The 16,318-nt window shown below is 33.9% G+C and carries 15 protein-coding genes and 1 pseudogene; 3 read left to right on the forward strand and 13 right to left on the reverse strand.

Features of this window, described 5'->3' with window-relative positions; all coding sequences use genetic code 11:
• Nucleotides 1–10: 10 nt before the first annotated feature.
• Entirely contained in the window at nucleotides 11–166 is a 156-nt protein-coding gene (locus LPC09_RS14025; protein ID WP_176551257.1) for a hypothetical protein, read from the forward strand.
• Nucleotides 167–279: 113 nt separating this feature from the next.
• Here LPC09_RS14025 and LPC09_RS14030 read toward each other — a convergent pair whose 3' ends face one another.
• The 12 genes from LPC09_RS14030 to LPC09_RS14085 all read right to left on the reverse strand — a co-directional run bounded on the left by LPC09_RS14030 (nucleotide 280) and on the right by LPC09_RS14085 (nucleotide 13,723).
• Nucleotides 280–1,104: a squalene/phytoene synthase family protein gene (locus LPC09_RS14030; protein ID WP_231307588.1), complete on the reverse strand. Its 825-nt coding sequence runs from the start codon at nucleotides 1,102–1,104 to the stop codon at nucleotides 280–282.
• A 393-nt stretch (nucleotides 1,105–1,497) separates the two neighbouring features.
• Entirely contained in the window at nucleotides 1,498–2,061 is a 564-nt protein-coding gene (locus tag LPC09_RS14035; RefSeq protein WP_098799673.1) for a hypothetical protein, read from the reverse strand.
• Between the two features lie 258 nt (nucleotides 2,062–2,319).
• Nucleotides 2,320–2,613, reverse strand: a complete 294-nt coding sequence (locus tag LPC09_RS14040) for a histidine kinase dimerization/phospho-acceptor domain-containing protein (RefSeq protein ID WP_098799672.1) — start codon at nucleotides 2,611–2,613, stop codon at nucleotides 2,320–2,322.
• Between the two features lie 27 nt (nucleotides 2,614–2,640).
• Nucleotides 2,641–2,946, reverse strand: a complete 306-nt coding sequence (locus LPC09_RS14045; RefSeq protein ID WP_098799671.1) for a PAS domain S-box protein — start codon at nucleotides 2,944–2,946, stop codon at nucleotides 2,641–2,643.
• A 251-nt stretch (nucleotides 2,947–3,197) separates the two neighbouring features.
• Nucleotides 3,198–5,132 carry a fructose-1,6-bisphosphatase gene (fbp, locus tag LPC09_RS14050; RefSeq protein WP_231307589.1) on the reverse strand — a complete coding sequence of 645 codons (1,935 nt, stop codon included), beginning with the start codon at nucleotides 5,130–5,132 and terminating at the stop codon, nucleotides 3,198–3,200.
• A 303-nt stretch (nucleotides 5,133–5,435) separates the two neighbouring features.
• Nucleotides 5,436–6,452: an SGNH/GDSL hydrolase family protein gene (locus LPC09_RS14055; RefSeq protein ID WP_231307590.1), complete on the reverse strand. Its 1,017-nt coding sequence runs from the start codon at nucleotides 6,450–6,452 to the stop codon at nucleotides 5,436–5,438.
• A gap of 279 nt (nucleotides 6,453–6,731) precedes the next feature.
• On the reverse strand, nucleotides 6,732–7,547 hold the full coding sequence (locus LPC09_RS14060) for a GNAT family N-acetyltransferase (RefSeq protein ID WP_231307591.1): 816 nt from the start codon (nucleotides 7,545–7,547) through the stop codon (nucleotides 6,732–6,734).
• A 90-nt stretch (nucleotides 7,548–7,637) separates the two neighbouring features.
• Nucleotides 7,638–8,453, reverse strand: a complete 816-nt coding sequence (locus tag LPC09_RS14065) for a lipid II flippase Amj family protein (RefSeq protein WP_231307592.1) — start codon at nucleotides 8,451–8,453, stop codon at nucleotides 7,638–7,640.
• 309 nt (nucleotides 8,454–8,762) lie between these two features.
• A complete protein-coding gene (locus LPC09_RS14070) occupies nucleotides 8,763–9,218 on the reverse strand; it encodes a VOC family protein (RefSeq protein WP_231307593.1) in 456 nt (151 codons plus the stop codon).
• Between the two features lie 62 nt (nucleotides 9,219–9,280).
• Entirely contained in the window at nucleotides 9,281–9,748 is a 468-nt protein-coding gene (locus LPC09_RS14075) for a pentapeptide repeat-containing protein (RefSeq protein ID WP_231307594.1), read from the reverse strand.
• Nucleotides 9,749–9,932: 184 nt separating this feature from the next.
• Complete coding sequence (locus tag LPC09_RS14080; protein ID WP_231307595.1) at nucleotides 9,933–11,723, reverse strand: YhgE/Pip domain-containing protein; 1,791 nt, start codon at nucleotides 11,721–11,723, stop codon at nucleotides 9,933–9,935.
• Entirely contained in the window at nucleotides 11,723–13,723 is a 2,001-nt protein-coding gene (locus LPC09_RS14085; RefSeq protein ID WP_231307596.1) for an efflux RND transporter permease subunit, read from the reverse strand. Before LPC09_RS14085 ends, LPC09_RS14080 begins: the two co-directional genes overlap by 1 nt.
• A gap of 205 nt (nucleotides 13,724–13,928) precedes the next feature.
• Between LPC09_RS14085 and LPC09_RS14090 the strand changes: the two genes are divergently transcribed.
• The gene (locus tag LPC09_RS14090; protein ID WP_231307597.1) at nucleotides 13,929–14,489 is read left to right on the forward strand and encodes a TetR/AcrR family transcriptional regulator; all 561 of its coding nucleotides are present in this window, start codon (nucleotides 13,929–13,931) and stop codon (nucleotides 14,487–14,489) included.
• A 347-nt stretch (nucleotides 14,490–14,836) separates the two neighbouring features.
• On the forward strand, nucleotides 14,837–14,938 hold the full coding sequence (locus LPC09_RS14095) for a YjcZ family sporulation protein (protein WP_098799660.1): 102 nt from the start codon (nucleotides 14,837–14,839) through the stop codon (nucleotides 14,936–14,938).
• Between the two features lie 131 nt (nucleotides 14,939–15,069).
• Here LPC09_RS14095 and LPC09_RS14100 read toward each other — a convergent pair.
• Nucleotides 15,070–16,172: pseudogene (locus tag LPC09_RS14100) on the reverse strand (5-methyltetrahydropteroyltriglutamate--homocysteine S-methyltransferase).
• Nucleotides 16,173–16,318 lie beyond the last annotated feature (146 nt).

Below are 16,318 nucleotides of genomic sequence, written 5' to 3' on the forward strand. Positions count from 1 at the left end.
GAGGCCTATGATGAAAAACCAACAAGCTAATAAGAACTCAGGTTCAGCAATGAGTCCTGGGTTTGCCGGCACTGATCCACAAAAGGTGAAACAAGAAATTCAAAAAGATGTAAGTCAAGGACAAGGTGCAATGACTTCCCGAGAAGCAGGAGCAATGAACGATTAATAAACGCCCTGACATGTCGGAAAGTTTCTTCGTTTGCAGAAGATAGATTAAGCTCAGAGTTTATATTCATGGCTCTGAGCTCTTTGAACTTATTTATCAGGCTCAATCGTTTCTTAATCAACTTGTACTTCCTGCACAATTTTTTCTACTTCAGCACGACTGATTTTTTCACGACCGTCTTTTAATGCCTTTAATGTTTTATGAGCAATTGCCAGCGGTAAACGACAGAATAATAAAATCGTTCTTTTATCAATACATTTGATATATTCATTTGCCTTTGCTAGGTTCTCGCTAGCATAAGAAAATAGCTCATTTTGATTCCAGCCATCAGGAACAAAGCTTACTCCACGTTCATCCATATCTTCATGCTGATTACGTAAAATATTAACAGCCTGTAACCCTCTTCCATAGCCAATTGCTAAATCACGGTCTGTTTCGATCCCGTCATGCCAATGCCATAAATCTGATAGCATAACCCCAACTAATCCAGCAACATAATAGGTATAGTCATCCAAATCTTCACGCGTTTTAATGTCCCAGCCTGCTTTTGACCATTTCGCCATTCCCATTGCCATTTCACTTGTTGCAGCTTGTACACGACTTTTTGCACCTGTAGGAGTTAATGATAGCCAATCTGCTAATCGTAATGTCACTTCAGGTAATACATCTTTATATGGCGAAACTACTTCATTATACTTTTGATTATTAAAATTTTCTTCAAGTAATAACTGACTTACTTCCATAAGCAAATCATGCTTTACATCATTTGAGAGTTCTTGGTGGTCTTCAATTTCATCTATAGCCCGCATTGCTAAGTAAGCTACTGCCACCGCATCTTTTAAATCCTTTTTCAAAAAAGTAATCGGTATATAAAATGTTCGACTTGTTGCCTTTAATACTTCCATCGCCTCTTTTTGCAATACCTTTAGTTCTTTCATTATTATTTCCTCCATTTAGGTCAAACCAATTCTATATAATTCTAACGCAATTCTGGAAAAATATAAAACATAAACCTCAAAAATAAAATAAGCGCTGCCTATTTTTTTAAGTAGTTCAGATAATGTGGAGAAAAATTAAAATAACAACCCAAAGAAACATACGTTTTCGCAACGTAAATAGCAAGTGGGTTAACAATACAATTAACGCAACAAAAAAAGCTTGGATATTCCAAGCTTTTTGTTATTGAATGTATTGTTTCTATTTAATTAATTAAAAGCCCTTTAATTTAAGTACATTTATTCAAAAACTTCTTTTTTGGAATGACAATGTTAAACAAATTGATGTTATTTCAATCAAAAAGAACCAAATTAGGTGCTTACTTGTTAAATTGTTCAATTGCTCGTTCTTAAAATATCAGTCAATCCATTGTCATTTCCGTATTGAAATCTCCCGATTTTCCCTTCTTCTTTTGTAGAGAAGTGAACTTCACCTTCTACATTTGCAGTTTTTTCTTTGTCTCCATTTTTCTGATAACCGACCTTAGCTATGAACGTATAACGATATGGATTTTTCTCACTTTGCTCAATCGTGACTCCCATAAAATTTAACTTGTAACCACTGTTGTAAGCAAAAGTCAGATATTGAGTACCACCAAAGGCAGCTATAAAGGAATCGAGTCCAGTATCTGTAAAATAAGTCCCATAAATCTCTTCTAGAGACTTATCAAGTTCTTTGTTTTCTTCTTTATTATTAACAACAGTCCTATATTTAGGATCCCACATGATCTCCATAAACTTCTCATCAGGACCAGAAAACTCATGCTCAAGAACTTTTTTAATTGCTTCTTTATTTGTGTCTTCTGCATCAGCATTTGAGCAAGCAGCTAGTAAAAACCCTGACATTAACAACATTAAACTTAAAAAAAGGATGGATTTTGTCTTGTTGTTATTTGACATTACAACTCTCTCCCTTATAGGTAACACGTTTACAATACATTTAAGATTCATATTAAAACGTTTTTTTCTTTAACTAACCCGTTAGTTGAAAAATTGAATTTTCATAATCCTTAAGTGTATTTTACCACGTAATGTTATTAATCCTTGATTTTTCTCGAAAACAGACTGATAATCACATAGCAATTTACAAGTAAAATAGTACCCTTATTCGCACAATGACAATAGCCATTGTCAAGTTGTTATTTTGGGTGCTATTTGTTATTTACCTAAGACCAATAATTCACTAGAAATCGTTTCAATTCGATCAATTTCCGAATCAATAATCGAATAAATATCTAATTGTACGGAGCCTTCTTTTGCCAATTTCATAAAATCCTTGATTGCAGTTAAAGGATTTCTAATTTCATGAGCAATACTTGCAGCAAGTTGACCTACAATTGATATCTTTTCAGAATTAATAAGAACTCTTTCCGCTTCTTTCTTATGTAAGATATCTTTTATGTTACCACCATCATATGATTTAGCAAATGTTGTTAGCAAAACATCCAACATCGTTCCGTCTCTAGCTTTTCTAACCGTTCATATCCCTGAATACCTTTGTGTAATGTCTCCTACTTCTAAAATATGAGTTTTGTTCTCAACAGGTAAAAGTGTTCCATCTTTACATACATGTGTTGTTTCAAATGTATATGTCTCGTTTATATATATCTTATTATAAATCTCTTGTAGTTGATCTCCTCTATGACTATCTATATGCTGGGCTGACATTTGAAGCATTTCTTCTTGTGTATAACCAAGCCTAGTAAAAGCAACTTCATTTACTTCAATGAATTTACTTGCACTCTTGTCTTCATAGATTTTAAAATAGTATGCCGCATCTGACATTTTATATAAAAACTGTTCATAATATCGAGAAACTTCATCTCATTTTTTATATGTAGAAAGTTCCACTCTTAGCTTTTTGAGCTCTTCTTTTAAGCTAGTCATTTCATCATTGTGCTGATTGACATTTTACACTATGGGCACCTTCTCATTTTATGTATCTAGTAACAATAGTAAAGGCTGTTCTTATCTTTTTAAAATAGAAATTTTATTGCACACAAAAAACGGGACAGTAAACCTGTCCCCTTGTCCCGTCACTTCATGTAACGGTATTCCATCAAGCTATTCAACATTGAAACTTCTTGTAATAAGTCCTCCCCAATGTTTGTTTCTAGCACTTTTTTTCTTTCTAACTCTTTATCTACTATCCGTCTTACGGATAAAACATCAGTTCCGTTTAGGAGAACATCTTCTTTTGAATTAAAATGTTGATGAGCAACAAGCTGCATGCCGAAGGAATTGTATAATAATGTATATCCTGCAATACCAGTTGTAGATTGATAGGCTTTCGAGAAGCCGCCATCGATAACAATCATTTTTCCATTCGCTTTAACAGGATTTTCTCCATTAATTTCTTTTACAGGTGTATGACCGTTAATGATATGCCCCTGATCTGGATCTAGATCAAACTCTTTTAGCAAGCGGCGGCATGTTTCCTCATCCTCGCGCAGGTGATAGTATGGGTTCTTTTTCTCTTTATGTGTTGTTTTGTCCCCAATAAAATATCTTTCAAAGGTTGTCATTGCTCTTTTTCCAAATAATGAAGAATATTCGCCAGTCCATAAATACCACACCATATCTGTCGCAAGATCGTCTGTTTCTTCAGGATGTGCAAATGAATAGCGTAAATAATGTTCGAACACATCAAGTAATTCACGTCCACCATAGGTTTTATCTTTGATGATCATTTTTTCCATATTTCCTTCTTCATCTAAAGGTATGCAGCCGTGTATTAATAAGTTTCCGTTATATTTTAAATAAAGACTGCCTTTTTTCATGAGAAAATTCATATGTCTTGCAAGCTTTTCCGAGTGCTGAACAGAAAACAACAGCTTGTCTATTACTTGCTGCTCTTCTTTTAACAGTTGATCAGGTTGAGCTGGATTTATCGTTGCAAAGCAAGGATTTTCAAGTGGATATTTTTGTCCATAAATCGTAATCTCATTGTTCTCATAATCTACCTTTTCAAGCAAAAGTCTTTCTGACATATTAAAGTTCGGACGTCTTTTGATAATCGGACTTTCAAGCTTAAACTGAATAATTGCGATGGCTTGATGTATTTTAGTAATTTGCAATTTTTCTTCTTCCGTTATCGGTTCATCTCCTTGTACCTTTGGCCTAAAGGCAGGATTATCACCATAATATTTCTCCGCTAGGTTAAGAAGCGGTCTGAGGTTGATTCCATATACATCTTCAATGATATCCAGGTTGTTGTAACGAGCACAAATTCGAATAATGTTTGCCAGACATACCTTTGATCCGGCAAAAGCACCAATCCAGAGAACATCATGATTTCCCCACTGAATATCAACAGAGTGATAATTGATGAGAGCTTCCATAATTTTATCTGGTTCAGGTCCACGATCATAAATATCCCCTACAACGTGAAGATGATCAACAACTAGTCTCTGAGTCGTATAGGCAAGACCAATGATGAGCTTATCTGCTTGTCCAAGGGTAATAATTTGCTGAACGATTTTTGTATAATAAGGTTCTTTAAAATTTGTGAACTCATCTGTTTTGTATAGTAATTCCTCAACAATATAAACAAACTGACTAGGTAATGCTTTACGCAATTTCGAGCGTGTATATTTAGAGGACGCATAACAAATAAGCTTAATCATGCGTTCAATAATGACGGTATACCAATGGTGTAATTCTTGTTCATTATCAAAATCATTTTTGATTAACTGTAATTTTTCTTCAGGATAATAAACCAATGTGGCAAATTCTTTAATCTCTTTTTCAGTTAAAACCTTTTTAAAAATGTCTTCAATTTTTTCCTTGACCTTCCCAGACCCATTTCTTAACACATGTTGAAAGGCTTGATACTCCCCGTGCAAATCACTTACAAAATGTTCTGTCCCTTTTGGTAGATTTAAGATAGCTTCTAGATTAATAATTTCAGTGACCACTTTTTCTTCGCTATCATATTTTTGGGCCAGTAAATCTAAGAATTTTGTATTCAAGATATGTATCCCCTTTCACGACTTATGTTATGTATATTATAAGAAAAAGCATTGAGGGTTTTTATAACGGATTTGATCTTTTTATTGTCTTTATTTGCCATTATAATGTTTTTAATTCTATTATTCTATTAGAAGACATTTTCATTTTATCATTTTTCAGAATATTTTGGGGGCATTTTTAGAGAGTGAAAAGATAACATACTTCATTTTTAAGTACCACTTAACCAAAAAACATGCGCTACCCTATTGGACAGCACATGTTTTTCATGTATTTTTCTATAAAAAGTGAAATAGTGAAATTGTCTATTCTTCATCCTCAGCTATGGCCTCTTTCTCAACACTAACCTCTTCCATGCTTTCTAAAATACGCTTTGCCATAAGCTTGTAACCAGTTGTATTAGGATGGAAATAATCTTCTGATAATAATTCTACATCTGAGTTACTAAAAAGATCAGCGATTGGGATATAATTTACATTTTCGAAATCCTCTGTTATCGATTGACCAATGTCATTCCAGTCATTAACAATCATTTTCAATTCACTAATTTCAGGAAAATAACGATCAAAAGGATTATAAAAACCAATATAATAAATTTTAGTGTTTGGATTTAGTTCATTAATTTTAGTGAAAATGGCTGTTAATCTCTCAATATATTGTTGTTCCTCTTTTTTAAAATGCTCCAGCTGAAGATTTGTAAAATTGCTTCTAACAATCTTCATAATATCGTTGGCACCTATTGTTACTAATACAATATCAGCTTTTTGAATAGAAGCTGCAATTTCTTTTTTCTCAAGACGTTTTAGTAATTGATCTGTACGGTTTCCTCTTTTCCCGTAGTTTTCAATCGTAACTTTTATGTTATTATTTTCAAACGTGGTATTTAAAATCCCGACATATCCGCCATTTTTTGTTTCATCACCAACACCTTGAGTGAGAGAATCACCAATTGCTACGACCTGTAGGTCCTTTTCAAAAAGTTTTATAACACCTTCTACAGCTTCTTTTACCTTCTCCTTAATACCTTCTGTTATTGTATTTTTATTATTCTCATCTTCTAGTATTTCTTCCTTATTTCCATCTGCTAATTCAATCGAAACATCCTCAATCTTCACGTCTTTTTCAGGTGCTGCTGCTTCAGAAACACCCTTTTCTTCAGTGTTAGATTTTTCTGTAGTTTCATCAGATTCTGTCGCTTCATTCATAACTGATGTTTCGACATTACTTTTTTTTGTTGAATTAGAATGAGAAAGATAGAAGTATAAGCTAAAGCACACTATTAGTAAACTCGCAATAGTGACTATTACTTTTAGTCTTTGCATCTATAACCACACCATTCTAGTTGTAAGTATTTAATCGCTCATAATCATTGTGCAATGCCTCATAATTGTACTATAAAAATTCCGGAATACTCATGGGATTTTATTCCACCACCTACTATTTCCATGTTTATGAATATTTCTTCACAAACATTAATAATTTTATTGTATTTACCCGGAACATCTATGCATTAATCATCTCATTTTTCCCTTGAAAATAAAATAAGCACGTATCCTTTTGGATAGTGCCTGAATGCTCATAAGGTATAAGCACCTTATTTATCACTCAACTTGCCCTCCAATTGATTCATAACGAATCATAGTCCAAAATCCAATATCAGAAAATCCTAGTCTTTTATAGATCTTCCCTGCAGCAGGATTATCATAAAATAAACAAAGTGATTTTCCCTCAGAAAGTAATTCACTGCAAAGTTTTTCCATACATAATGTTGCATACCCTCTCCGTTCAAATCCTGGTCTTGTTCCAACTCCAACGATCATAGCAGATTGAGAATTTTCGGCTGTTGTGGATGCTGATGCAACCATTTCGCCTTTTTCATTCCGAACAAAATAAGTTCTCCCAGTTTTATCCTTTTCAGCACGTTCTCTCGCTTCAACACTAAAATTCCCAAAAGCAAACTCAGGTATTGAACGTAACATCTCTACATTTTCATGATAGTCTGACGGCTGTAAATAGCTTGCAAGTTTTATTTTCTCTTTATCTACCTCATAACTTAAACCTGTGCATTTCGCATAATATGTTTCACTATGCTTTCTTACATCTCTATGAATAAATGTTTGCAAAGGCTCAATTAAATGCTTTAATCCACTGATTTCAATTTGTGATGGATTATTATATATAATGTCCGCAAAACCTTTTACATCATATTGACCCTCACTAAATGGAATGTAATTTTGATCATACCGTAATAAAACAGCCATTAAGTGACCATTTTCAAATTGTCCCCAAAGATCTTGAATGTCAGAATCATATCCATAAGCTTCAATATCGCCTATGATGAATAAATTTTCAGCTGGTTTATGACCGATTAACTTCATTACTGATTCATGATCATCTTTATTTAATTTACGAATCATCAATCTGCCCCCTATTTAGCAATACCTTTTTATCATTTAATTTTTCTTCTTTTAAGTACCTCTCATTTACAATTGCTAAAGACAATTAACTTATATCCAACTGGCAAACCAAGCAACATAGTATGCGGCCGGAATAAATAATAACTGTGCAAGAATCGTACCCACTAATTTTGAACTAACCATTGTTAAAGAATAGCTTTTTAAATAAATATAATCACATTCTTTTTTCATGACTCGATCCGCCAAAACTGAAGCTTTAGGATCAATAAACAAAGTTAGTAATATTGTCGCAATGCCGTTAATAATACCTGATGACATTAAAGCAGCTTGAGCATAATCTTCTGGAACTAACATGGATGCATATATAGAAGAAAGTACCCCAATCGTAAAAACTGCAGAAACGATTATATTGGTAACAAAAAGCCTTTTTGGTATGGTTTTATATGTAATTCCCTTAAGATATGATCGATTAGGCACTCTAATACATTTTATAATTTTCTTAAAACCTTTTATATTAAATTGACTAAGAAATAATCCCACCATAGATCCCCGTTGTTTTGATAGCTGAACAATGGCTTTTGAAAAAATATTGATAAATGTTGGGAAAAGTAGAATTCCTAGCAATACTCCAATTGTGGTAACTCCAATTAAAATTCTATATTGTTCCTCTATAAAATGTAGTTTGTTCAAATCTGGTGCTTCTGCGATTAGTTTTGCAGTTAGGGGTTGTTGAATCATTGTTGAAAATCTTGAAACAATGACAAGAGTACTAAATAAAGAAATTGCCGTCGCAATAAGCTTGACCCGTGTACCGGAAATCCTTGTCGAGTAAGCTAAAGTCTCTACCATTGTAATGACCATTATAAACAATGATATAATGATCAACTTACTTGTTATCAATTCCATAGATAAACTCCTTACAAATTATCTTTTGCTATATTATAAAGTAAAACATTTTATAATGAGATTATAAAGAGCTCAATTATCCATAATTTTTCATTAAGGTCATGTAAAAAACGAGAGTTTAGTGTGTGTTTTTGGCTAATCTATGTCAAACCTTTTCCACTAAACGAATTCAATTGAAACAATTGTTGAGGAGCAAATATTCTCATTCATAATCATATAAAATAAAAAAGCCATTTCCTATAGTGAAAGCATGTAGGGATTGGCTTTTATATCATAAATCAAACTTTTGAAAAGAATAGTTTATTTATTTCAAGGCTGCCATATTTCTAACAGGTTTCTATCTAAATCATAAAATTTAAAATGATCTCCAACAGATCTATCATCGGACATTTCTTCTACAATCTCTACTCCATTTTCTATAAAACGAATGTACATTTCTTGGATACGAGGAGTAATGAAGCAAGCTAAAGGGTGTAGATTTTTACTCTCATCAGTATGATCCACTCTCTCTTCTCGTGTCTTGTCGGTCACAAGGAATATAGCTGGGGTCGTTTGCCTGAGACCTGGCCCTGGAATGGTACCATTTTGATCTGGAAATCTTAGGATAGATCTTTGCATTCCAGGACTTACAGGGTTATGACTTGTAGGTGCACAACCTAAGTTTTTTTGATACCATTTTATAGACTCGTAAACGTCTTTTACTAGAATATAAATGCAAGTCACACCTGTAATGTCTTCTTCTAGTCCCCCTAAGTCTTTTTTCATTTGCTTATTTCACCACTTTCATTCGATTTGATCTTGCAAATTTTTCAGGTTCAACCTTTCTCTTACTTTTCTAGTTTCATAATTAAATCCTCAATTAATATTCCATTAATCTTAAGCCCTGAAATGTCACAATCAATAATTTCCATATTAGATAAATTACAGTTTTTTATTTGCCCTTTTGCGAGATCACAATGATGAAAGCTTATCCGTTTGTATTCTCCGTTTTCATTAAAATATGGATCCCCTTCTCCTGGAAGAACAGCATTACGAAACTCAGTTCCAAACAAGTGAATGTGTTCTATAATGGCATGACTAATATTAGCATGTTTAATTTGTGCCCAAGATAAATTAGTATTAGATATTTCAACTTTTTCTAAATTAACATCATTTAGTAACATATTTGCATTATTAACCTTTGATTTTGCTAAGCTTACATTATCTATCTCTAGCTCTTCAGCATTCACTTCTTGCCACTTTGACCCAGAAATATCAGCTTTTTGTAAATCTAATTTTTGAACATTTAATGACATGAAAAAACAACTCCTTTATTTTTATAGGGATTAAAACCACAATCCTTTTGAACATTCTCCATTTAACAAAAAATTCCTTTTTAAGAAAATAACTAATTACCTTAAGTTAAATAATGTTTCATTTTATAAGACAAATTTAAAAAGGTGCCACTCCTTTTTAAATTAGAGGATGACACCTTTGCTATTAAAACAAGTCCATTAATTTTGCCCAAAATCCTTTTTCTTCTTCAACTTTTTCAGTTTTCACTTCTTCTTTTTCTTCTTTTTTTATGCTTTCGGTTTTAAGAACAAATTGAACGGAGTTTATTTTTTTATTTTCTGGTGAAACAAATGATACAGCTTCAAAATCTGATTTATCAAAGTCATCAATCATTTGATCGACTTCTTTTTTCATTTGCTCTGGTAAATCAGCTGTAGATTCATAAAGTTCATTCGTACCATCATGAAGTCTGCTAAGTCCATTTTCTATTTCATTTGTTCCTTGAGACACCCCTACAATTCCATTGTGAATTTGCGTATATGAATGAGAGAGTTCGTTCACCCCACCAGTATATGTCACTAACCCAGAATGAAATGCTTGATAATTAGTAGACAGCTGACTTATCCCATTCTGCAATTGAGCAAAAGACTCAGCAAAGTCCATGTCCTCCAAAGAAGTAGAAAGCCCGCCTGACATTTTATCTAGATTATCGGCCATCAAAGTAAGCGATCCGCTAACCTCATCAAGTGTTCCATTTACTGCATCAAAGGCTTGTTTTACAGCTTCGTAAGTGCCCTTTGCAGATCGTGCGGCTGAATATGTTTCAAGCAATTGATTCAATACTGCTTGGTCCCCACCACTATTATAAAGCTGTGTTGTTTGTTCTTTTGTAATTTCATATTCAGGAATGGCTTCCATTGCTTTGTTTAAAGTGCTGTATGCTGTTGCATAATTCTCTTTTAAGGTATTTAACCCATCAGATGTGTCTCTTAAACCCTTTGCTATTTCCGACAGTCCTGCAGTCAGCTGTTCAAAATCGTCCAAATTCATATCGTCTGAACCGTTAGCTATAGATGCATTTAATGTTTGTAGTGCTTGAGAAATAGATATTGAAGCACTAACTATTTCTGGGGAAGAAGAGCTTATTGAAGTCATTCCGTCTTTATATTTTAGTGAACCCTCTCCAAGCTTTTTTGCTCCATCGTTTATTTGTGCTAATCCATTTTGAAGGTCGCCCACGCCATTATTTATTTTATTGATAGCTTTCGTTAACTGAGATAAGTCGCCTGTCATATCATCTATATCCGGTGCATCAATTGGCATAGACGACGGAATACCTGTGATGTCTATGCCTTCTAGTTCAAAATCAACAACATCAGCTTCCACAACTAACTCTTCTTCTTTTTCAGGCATAACAGTAAATGTTACTTGCTTATTTTTCCCCGCATTAGCAAGCATTCCATCAGGAGCCTCGATGTTTGAGAAGAGATCTGTATTTAGAGCAAGAGAAACTTGTAATAAATAGTTGTTATAAAAGACAGAATCTACCTGATCATTATAAGATGTAGCAATCTTCACTTGTACACGCCCATCTTTACCGGCAAGCTGTTCAGGGGAGATTTCTTTTCCGTCTAACAAATATGAAATGGAAATATTCCAAGGTAATGGTTCTTCATTCATATTACCTTGATAATAAAATTTTCCTTCTGAAGCCGAAAGCTCAACAGCATTGTCGACTTGATTCATTTCATCTAAATTCGTTAAATTCTTCAAACTAGAATACGAACCATAATCAACAATCTTTCCCGCTTTTTCTACTTCTAAAATGTTCACTACATATAATTCTTGTTCCTCACCAATTGCGCTTAGTTTTGCATAAACTACTTCATCCTTTGAGGAGATTTCTCCACTTTCTTGTGCGGTAGCTGGAAGTGAAGGTACAACTAAACCAATAGCGGCGAAAATAACCAAAAACTTCTTAACTCCCCTCATCATCAGTCCTCCTCCTTATAAAAATTAGCTTTCCATGTTGTTTTTGTAATAAGTTTATCGAAGACCAACATACATGCCGGCAAAAAGAGCACGACCATAATAAACGCAAGTAATGCACCTCTTCCTAACAATAAACCGATCGATGTGACAATTGGGTTTGACGAGGTAATCCAAAGGATAAACCCAACACTGGATAAAATCGAAGCAGAAATGCCAATGGCAAACATTTTTTCATCAATCGTTTTCTTAATTGCTTGTAACGCAGTCATTTCTTTTCGATACTCTTTATAGGCATCTGTTAATAAAATGGCATAATCTACTGTTGCCGCAAGCTGGATAATGCTGATTAACAAATAGCCAACATACACTAATGAAGAATCAGTAAAGTACGGTACAGATAGATTAATCCAAACAGCTGTTTGAATAGTAAGAAGTAGGATTAAAGGAATTGACAGTGATTTAAATGTTACAAACAAAACGAATGCAACCGTAATAATGGTTAATAGATTTACCAATTGGTTATCTTTTTGAACTGTTTTTTTAATATCATACAATGTTACACTTTCTCCAACAGAATAGACTTTATCATAGTATTGATCCGCTGTACTGTGGACTTTCTCAATTAACTGAAACGCCTCTTCTCCTTCGGTCTTCGTATTAGTTTGCAGAATCATTCGGCTATAATTTTCAGAATAAAATGGCTCTGTAATTGATTGGTCCAAATACTCTGGTGGAATGGCAGCACCAACTGTATTCACATAAGCCAACACACTAGACACATGCTCGATATTCTCTAACTCTTGTACCAGCTCATCCTCTTTGGTGACATCCCCTTTAGGAACAAGCAAGACGATCGGCGTGCTTTCTCCGAACTGATCTTTTATTTCTTGAAAATCACTTCCAGCTCTTGTTGTCTCTGGCTGGTCTCCTATACCATAAATAAAGTTCGTCTGACTTTGTGCTAGAAACGCAGGAACAATGACTAGTAAAACTAAAATCAAACTCGGTATTCTTAGTTTTAGCACAGCATTTCCCTTGTTTTTAAAGCTTGGTAGTAATGGTTTGTGCTGAGTTTTATCAATCCATTTATAAAACAATAGTGTTAGTGCAGGAAGGAAAACCATCACACTAATAAAGCTTAATAAAATTCCTTTTACTAGATTAATTCCTAGATCCGAACCAATTTCAAAATTCATAAACGATAACGCGATAAAACCAAAAAATGTGGTTGACGCACTTGCCGTAATCGCTGAAAATGATTTTTTCATCGCGAGCCCCATTGCTTCGTGAGGATCTGTGACCTTTTTCCGATAGTCTGCAAAACTATGAAGGAGGAAAATTGCATAATCTAGTGATACTGCAAGCTGTAAAATTGGTGCGACTGATTGAGTAACAAAGGAAACTTCTCCAAAGAAAATGTTTGATCCCATATTAATTAATACAGAAACACCAATAGCTGTTAAGAAAAATAATGGCTCTATCCAAGAATTGGTGGATAAAACTAAAATTAAGATGATTATCGGCACTAGTAATGCACCTGCGTACATTGATTCGGTTCCAGCCATTTTTTGTTGTGTTGCTGTATTAAGTGATTCCCCCGCCATCGCATTATCTTCACCGATGAGCTTATAAATCTCATCTGTGATTGCTACTTCATCACCTTCACGAATGCTAAATGAAAATAATGCTTTATTTTCTTTATAGTAGGTTTCTACTGTTTCTTCGTCAGCCATTTCAAGTGGAGATTTTAAGTCAACAGCATCATCTAACCAGGTAACGTCTGATACACCGTCAATTGCTGCAAGCTCTTCTTTAAAATCTAAAGCTTCCTGAATAGTCACATCATGTATCATGACTCGATTCGTCGGAACACTTCCCTCAAATTCCTGCTCCATTATGTTCATTGCGATTGTTGATTGAGCATCATCCGGTAAGTAATCCTTCATATCGTAATTGACTGACACTTTTAAAGTAGCTAGTGCGCAAATGACTGTAACAATCATAAATGTTATCGCAACGGTTTTTTTATGTTTAATAATCCATGATGCAATGTTTATCGTTTTTCACCCTCTCTTGCGACTTTTTCCTATACACTCTATCATTATATGGACACGGTGTTGCCTATTCAACAAACAGTTATTTTACATCTGTGATTTTTCCAACATATTCATCATTTGTGTTGGAAAACGAGTAAAAAAGGAGAATGCAATGACAACTTCAAAATTAGATCGCCGTAAAAAATATACGCGTATGGTTCTAAAAGAAAGTTTAATCCAATTATTAAAGGAAAAACAGATTTCTTCCATTACTGTTAAAGAAATCTGTGACTTAGCAGATATTAATCGCTCTACATTTTATGCTCACTATTCCGATCAATTTGACCTTCTTGATAAAACGGAAGAAGAATTGATAGAAGAGATGAAAAGGTATTTGAGTCAATACAGCTATGAAGAAGATGACCTAAAGATGATTGAAAAATTGCTGGAATACTTCGCTTCTAAGCAAGAAATTTGCAAAATACTTCTTAATGAAAAAGTGGACACAACATTTCAAAAAAAGGTAATGAAGGTAGCACATCATTTTTTTATAGAAAACTGGAAAGCCAATCATCAATTTAATGGATATCCATCAGAATATGTAAGTACATTTATCATAAGTGGAAGTATTTATGTTACCAAAGAATGGCTAAACAGAGGAATGGACAAAACACCAAAAGAAATGGCTGAAATGATTAATAATCTAATCAAAAATGGTCTTTTCGGGACATAGGTTCTTTGTCTCTTTATAAGGAAGTAATCCTTTTCCGTCTCTTCTATTTATTATTAATAAAATTAAAGCTTTATCCACAATTGTCCAGTTCAAATTATCATTTTATGAATAAAATATATTAATCCTAAAGCACCCATGTAAGATCTCTAAAAGACACTCAAAACAGAGTGTCTTTTTACGTTTATAATGAAAAATCTTTTTAAAGAAATTTAAAATGAACTTCTCCTCCTTTTAGGCTCCCAAGCGGAGGTTTTCGATATTTTATCCGAAAAAATAATGACTACGTCCAAACCAATCATAAAAGTATTCATACTATAAATTAACCTCAGATAAAGGAGGTGAAAAATATGTCAGGTGGATATGGTTCTGGTGCAGGTTTTGCGCTAATCGTAGTACTATTTATTCTTTTAATTATCGTTGGTGCTGCTTATGTTGGCGGTGGTTACTAATTTAAAAAAGTAATTCAAAATTAAAGCAGACTACAGCGTAGTCTGCTTTTTGAAAAGTAAGGGTTCTGATCATCACATTGCTTATCTCCACAAAAAAGCGAACAACCATCTATTGTTGTTCGCTTAATAACTTATCCCCAAATCTCTTTTGAAATATCTACAATGTACTTTAACTTCGCCCATTGCTCTTCTTCGGTTAAGATATTTCCATGATGCGTTGATGCAAATCCACATTGTGGACTAATACATAATTGCTCTAATGGCACATACTTTGTTGCTTCTTCTAACGAGCTTTAATATTTTCCTTATCTTCTAATTGTCCATGTTTTGATGTGAAAACACCAAGAACAACTCTTGGACCATCGTTTGGTATATAATCTAATGGTCCGAAATCACCAGAGCGATCATCATCATATTCTAAGAAAAAGCCATTCACTTTTTCTTTTGCGAACAATGTTGGTGCAATTTTAGCATAGCTACCTTCAAATGCCCATTTAGAACGGTAGTTACCACGGCAAAGGTGAGTAGTAATCGTTAAATCTTCTGGCTTATCTTCAAGAACACCATTTACAACACGCAAAGCTAAGTCAATTAATTGTTCACGCGAAAAACCACTATCATTAAACGGAATTTCAGGTGCATTAAGTCCAGCAATATATACATCGTCTAGTTGTAAGTAGCGGCAACCAACATCATAAAATGCTTTAATGGCATCCTTATATGTTTGGATAACATCATTCGTATATTCTTCAATATCTGGATAAATTTCCAGGTTACGGATCCCTGCATTAAATAATTGGTTCGGGCTAGGAATCGTTTGTTTAGCAACCGCACGATCCCCGACAATTTCTTTAAACTCGATAAATTCTTTTATATGAGGATGCTCAGGGTTAAATGAAATTTTTCCGATAACACGAACATCGTATCTTTCTGTTTCCTCACCCTTGAATGCAAACCCGCTTTCTGGAACATATCCCTCTACACCGTTTAAATGCTCTAGAAAATCTGTGTGCCAAAATCTACGACGAAACTCACCATCGGTCACAGCTTGCAAACCAACTTCGATTTGCTTATCAACAATTTTTTTAATTTCTTCCGTTTCAATTTTATGTAGTTGTTCAGACGTTAAATTCCCCTCTTGGAAATCTTTTCTTGCTTGATGAATTCTTTCTGGACGTAATAGACTTCCAACGTGATCGGCTCTAAAAGGCGCTTTTACTAGTGTTTTTGTCATGTAAATCTCTCCTAACTTTGGATGGTTTAAATTAAAGGCTATAGATGTAATCCCTAGTGATGAAAATGATCAGGTCAGCAATAGGTAATAAAACATTCACCAGGATAAAAATATGTAGACTTAGTTTTTACTACAGACCTAGTATA

The organism is Metabacillus sp. B2-18 (assembly GCF_021117275.1).
GTDB lineage: Bacteria > Bacillota > Bacilli > Bacillales > Bacillaceae > Metabacillus.

Excerpts from the sequence above, each read along its gene's own strand:
- LPC09_RS14035 (WP_098799673.1), bottom strand. The coding sequence starts at position 2,061 with ATGTCAAATAACAACAAGACAAAATCCATCCTTTTTTTAAGTTTAATG.
- LPC09_RS14030 (WP_231307588.1), bottom strand. The coding sequence starts at position 1,104 with ATGAAAGAACTAAAGGTATTGCAAAAAGAGGCGATGGAAGTATTAAAG.
- LPC09_RS14080 (WP_231307595.1), bottom strand. The coding sequence starts at position 11,723 with ATGATGAGGGGAGTTAAGAAGTTTTTGGTTATTTTCGCCGCTATTGGT.
- LPC09_RS14085 (WP_231307596.1), bottom strand. The coding sequence starts at position 13,723 with ATGATTGTTACAGTCATTTGCGCACTAGCTACTTTAAAAGTGTCAGTC.
- LPC09_RS14095 (WP_098799660.1), top strand. The coding sequence starts at position 14,837 with ATGTCAGGTGGATATGGTTCTGGTGCAGGTTTTGCGCTAATCGTAGTA.
- LPC09_RS14040 (WP_098799672.1), bottom strand. The coding sequence starts at position 2,613 with ATGTTGGATGTTTTGCTAACAACATTTGCTAAATCATATGATGGTGGT.
- LPC09_RS14075 (WP_231307594.1), bottom strand. The coding sequence starts at position 9,748 with ATGTCATTAAATGTTCAAAAATTAGATTTACAAAAAGCTGATATTTCT.
- LPC09_RS14045 (WP_098799671.1), bottom strand. The coding sequence starts at position 2,946 with ATGTCAGATGCGGCATACTATTTTAAAATCTATGAAGACAAGAGTGCA.
- LPC09_RS14065 (WP_231307592.1), bottom strand. The coding sequence starts at position 8,453 with ATGGAATTGATAACAAGTAAGTTGATCATTATATCATTGTTTATAATG.
- LPC09_RS14055 (WP_231307590.1), bottom strand. The coding sequence starts at position 6,452 with ATGCAAAGACTAAAAGTAATAGTCACTATTGCGAGTTTACTAATAGTG.
- LPC09_RS14070 (WP_231307593.1), bottom strand. The coding sequence starts at position 9,218 with ATGAAAAAAGACTTAGGGGGACTAGAAGAAGACATTACAGGTGTGACT.
- LPC09_RS14025 (WP_176551257.1), top strand. The coding sequence starts at position 11 with ATGAAAAACCAACAAGCTAATAAGAACTCAGGTTCAGCAATGAGTCCT.
- LPC09_RS14060 (WP_231307591.1), bottom strand. The coding sequence starts at position 7,547 with ATGATTCGTAAATTAAATAAAGATGATCATGAATCAGTAATGAAGTTA.
- LPC09_RS14090 (WP_231307597.1), top strand. The coding sequence starts at position 13,929 with ATGACAACTTCAAAATTAGATCGCCGTAAAAAATATACGCGTATGGTT.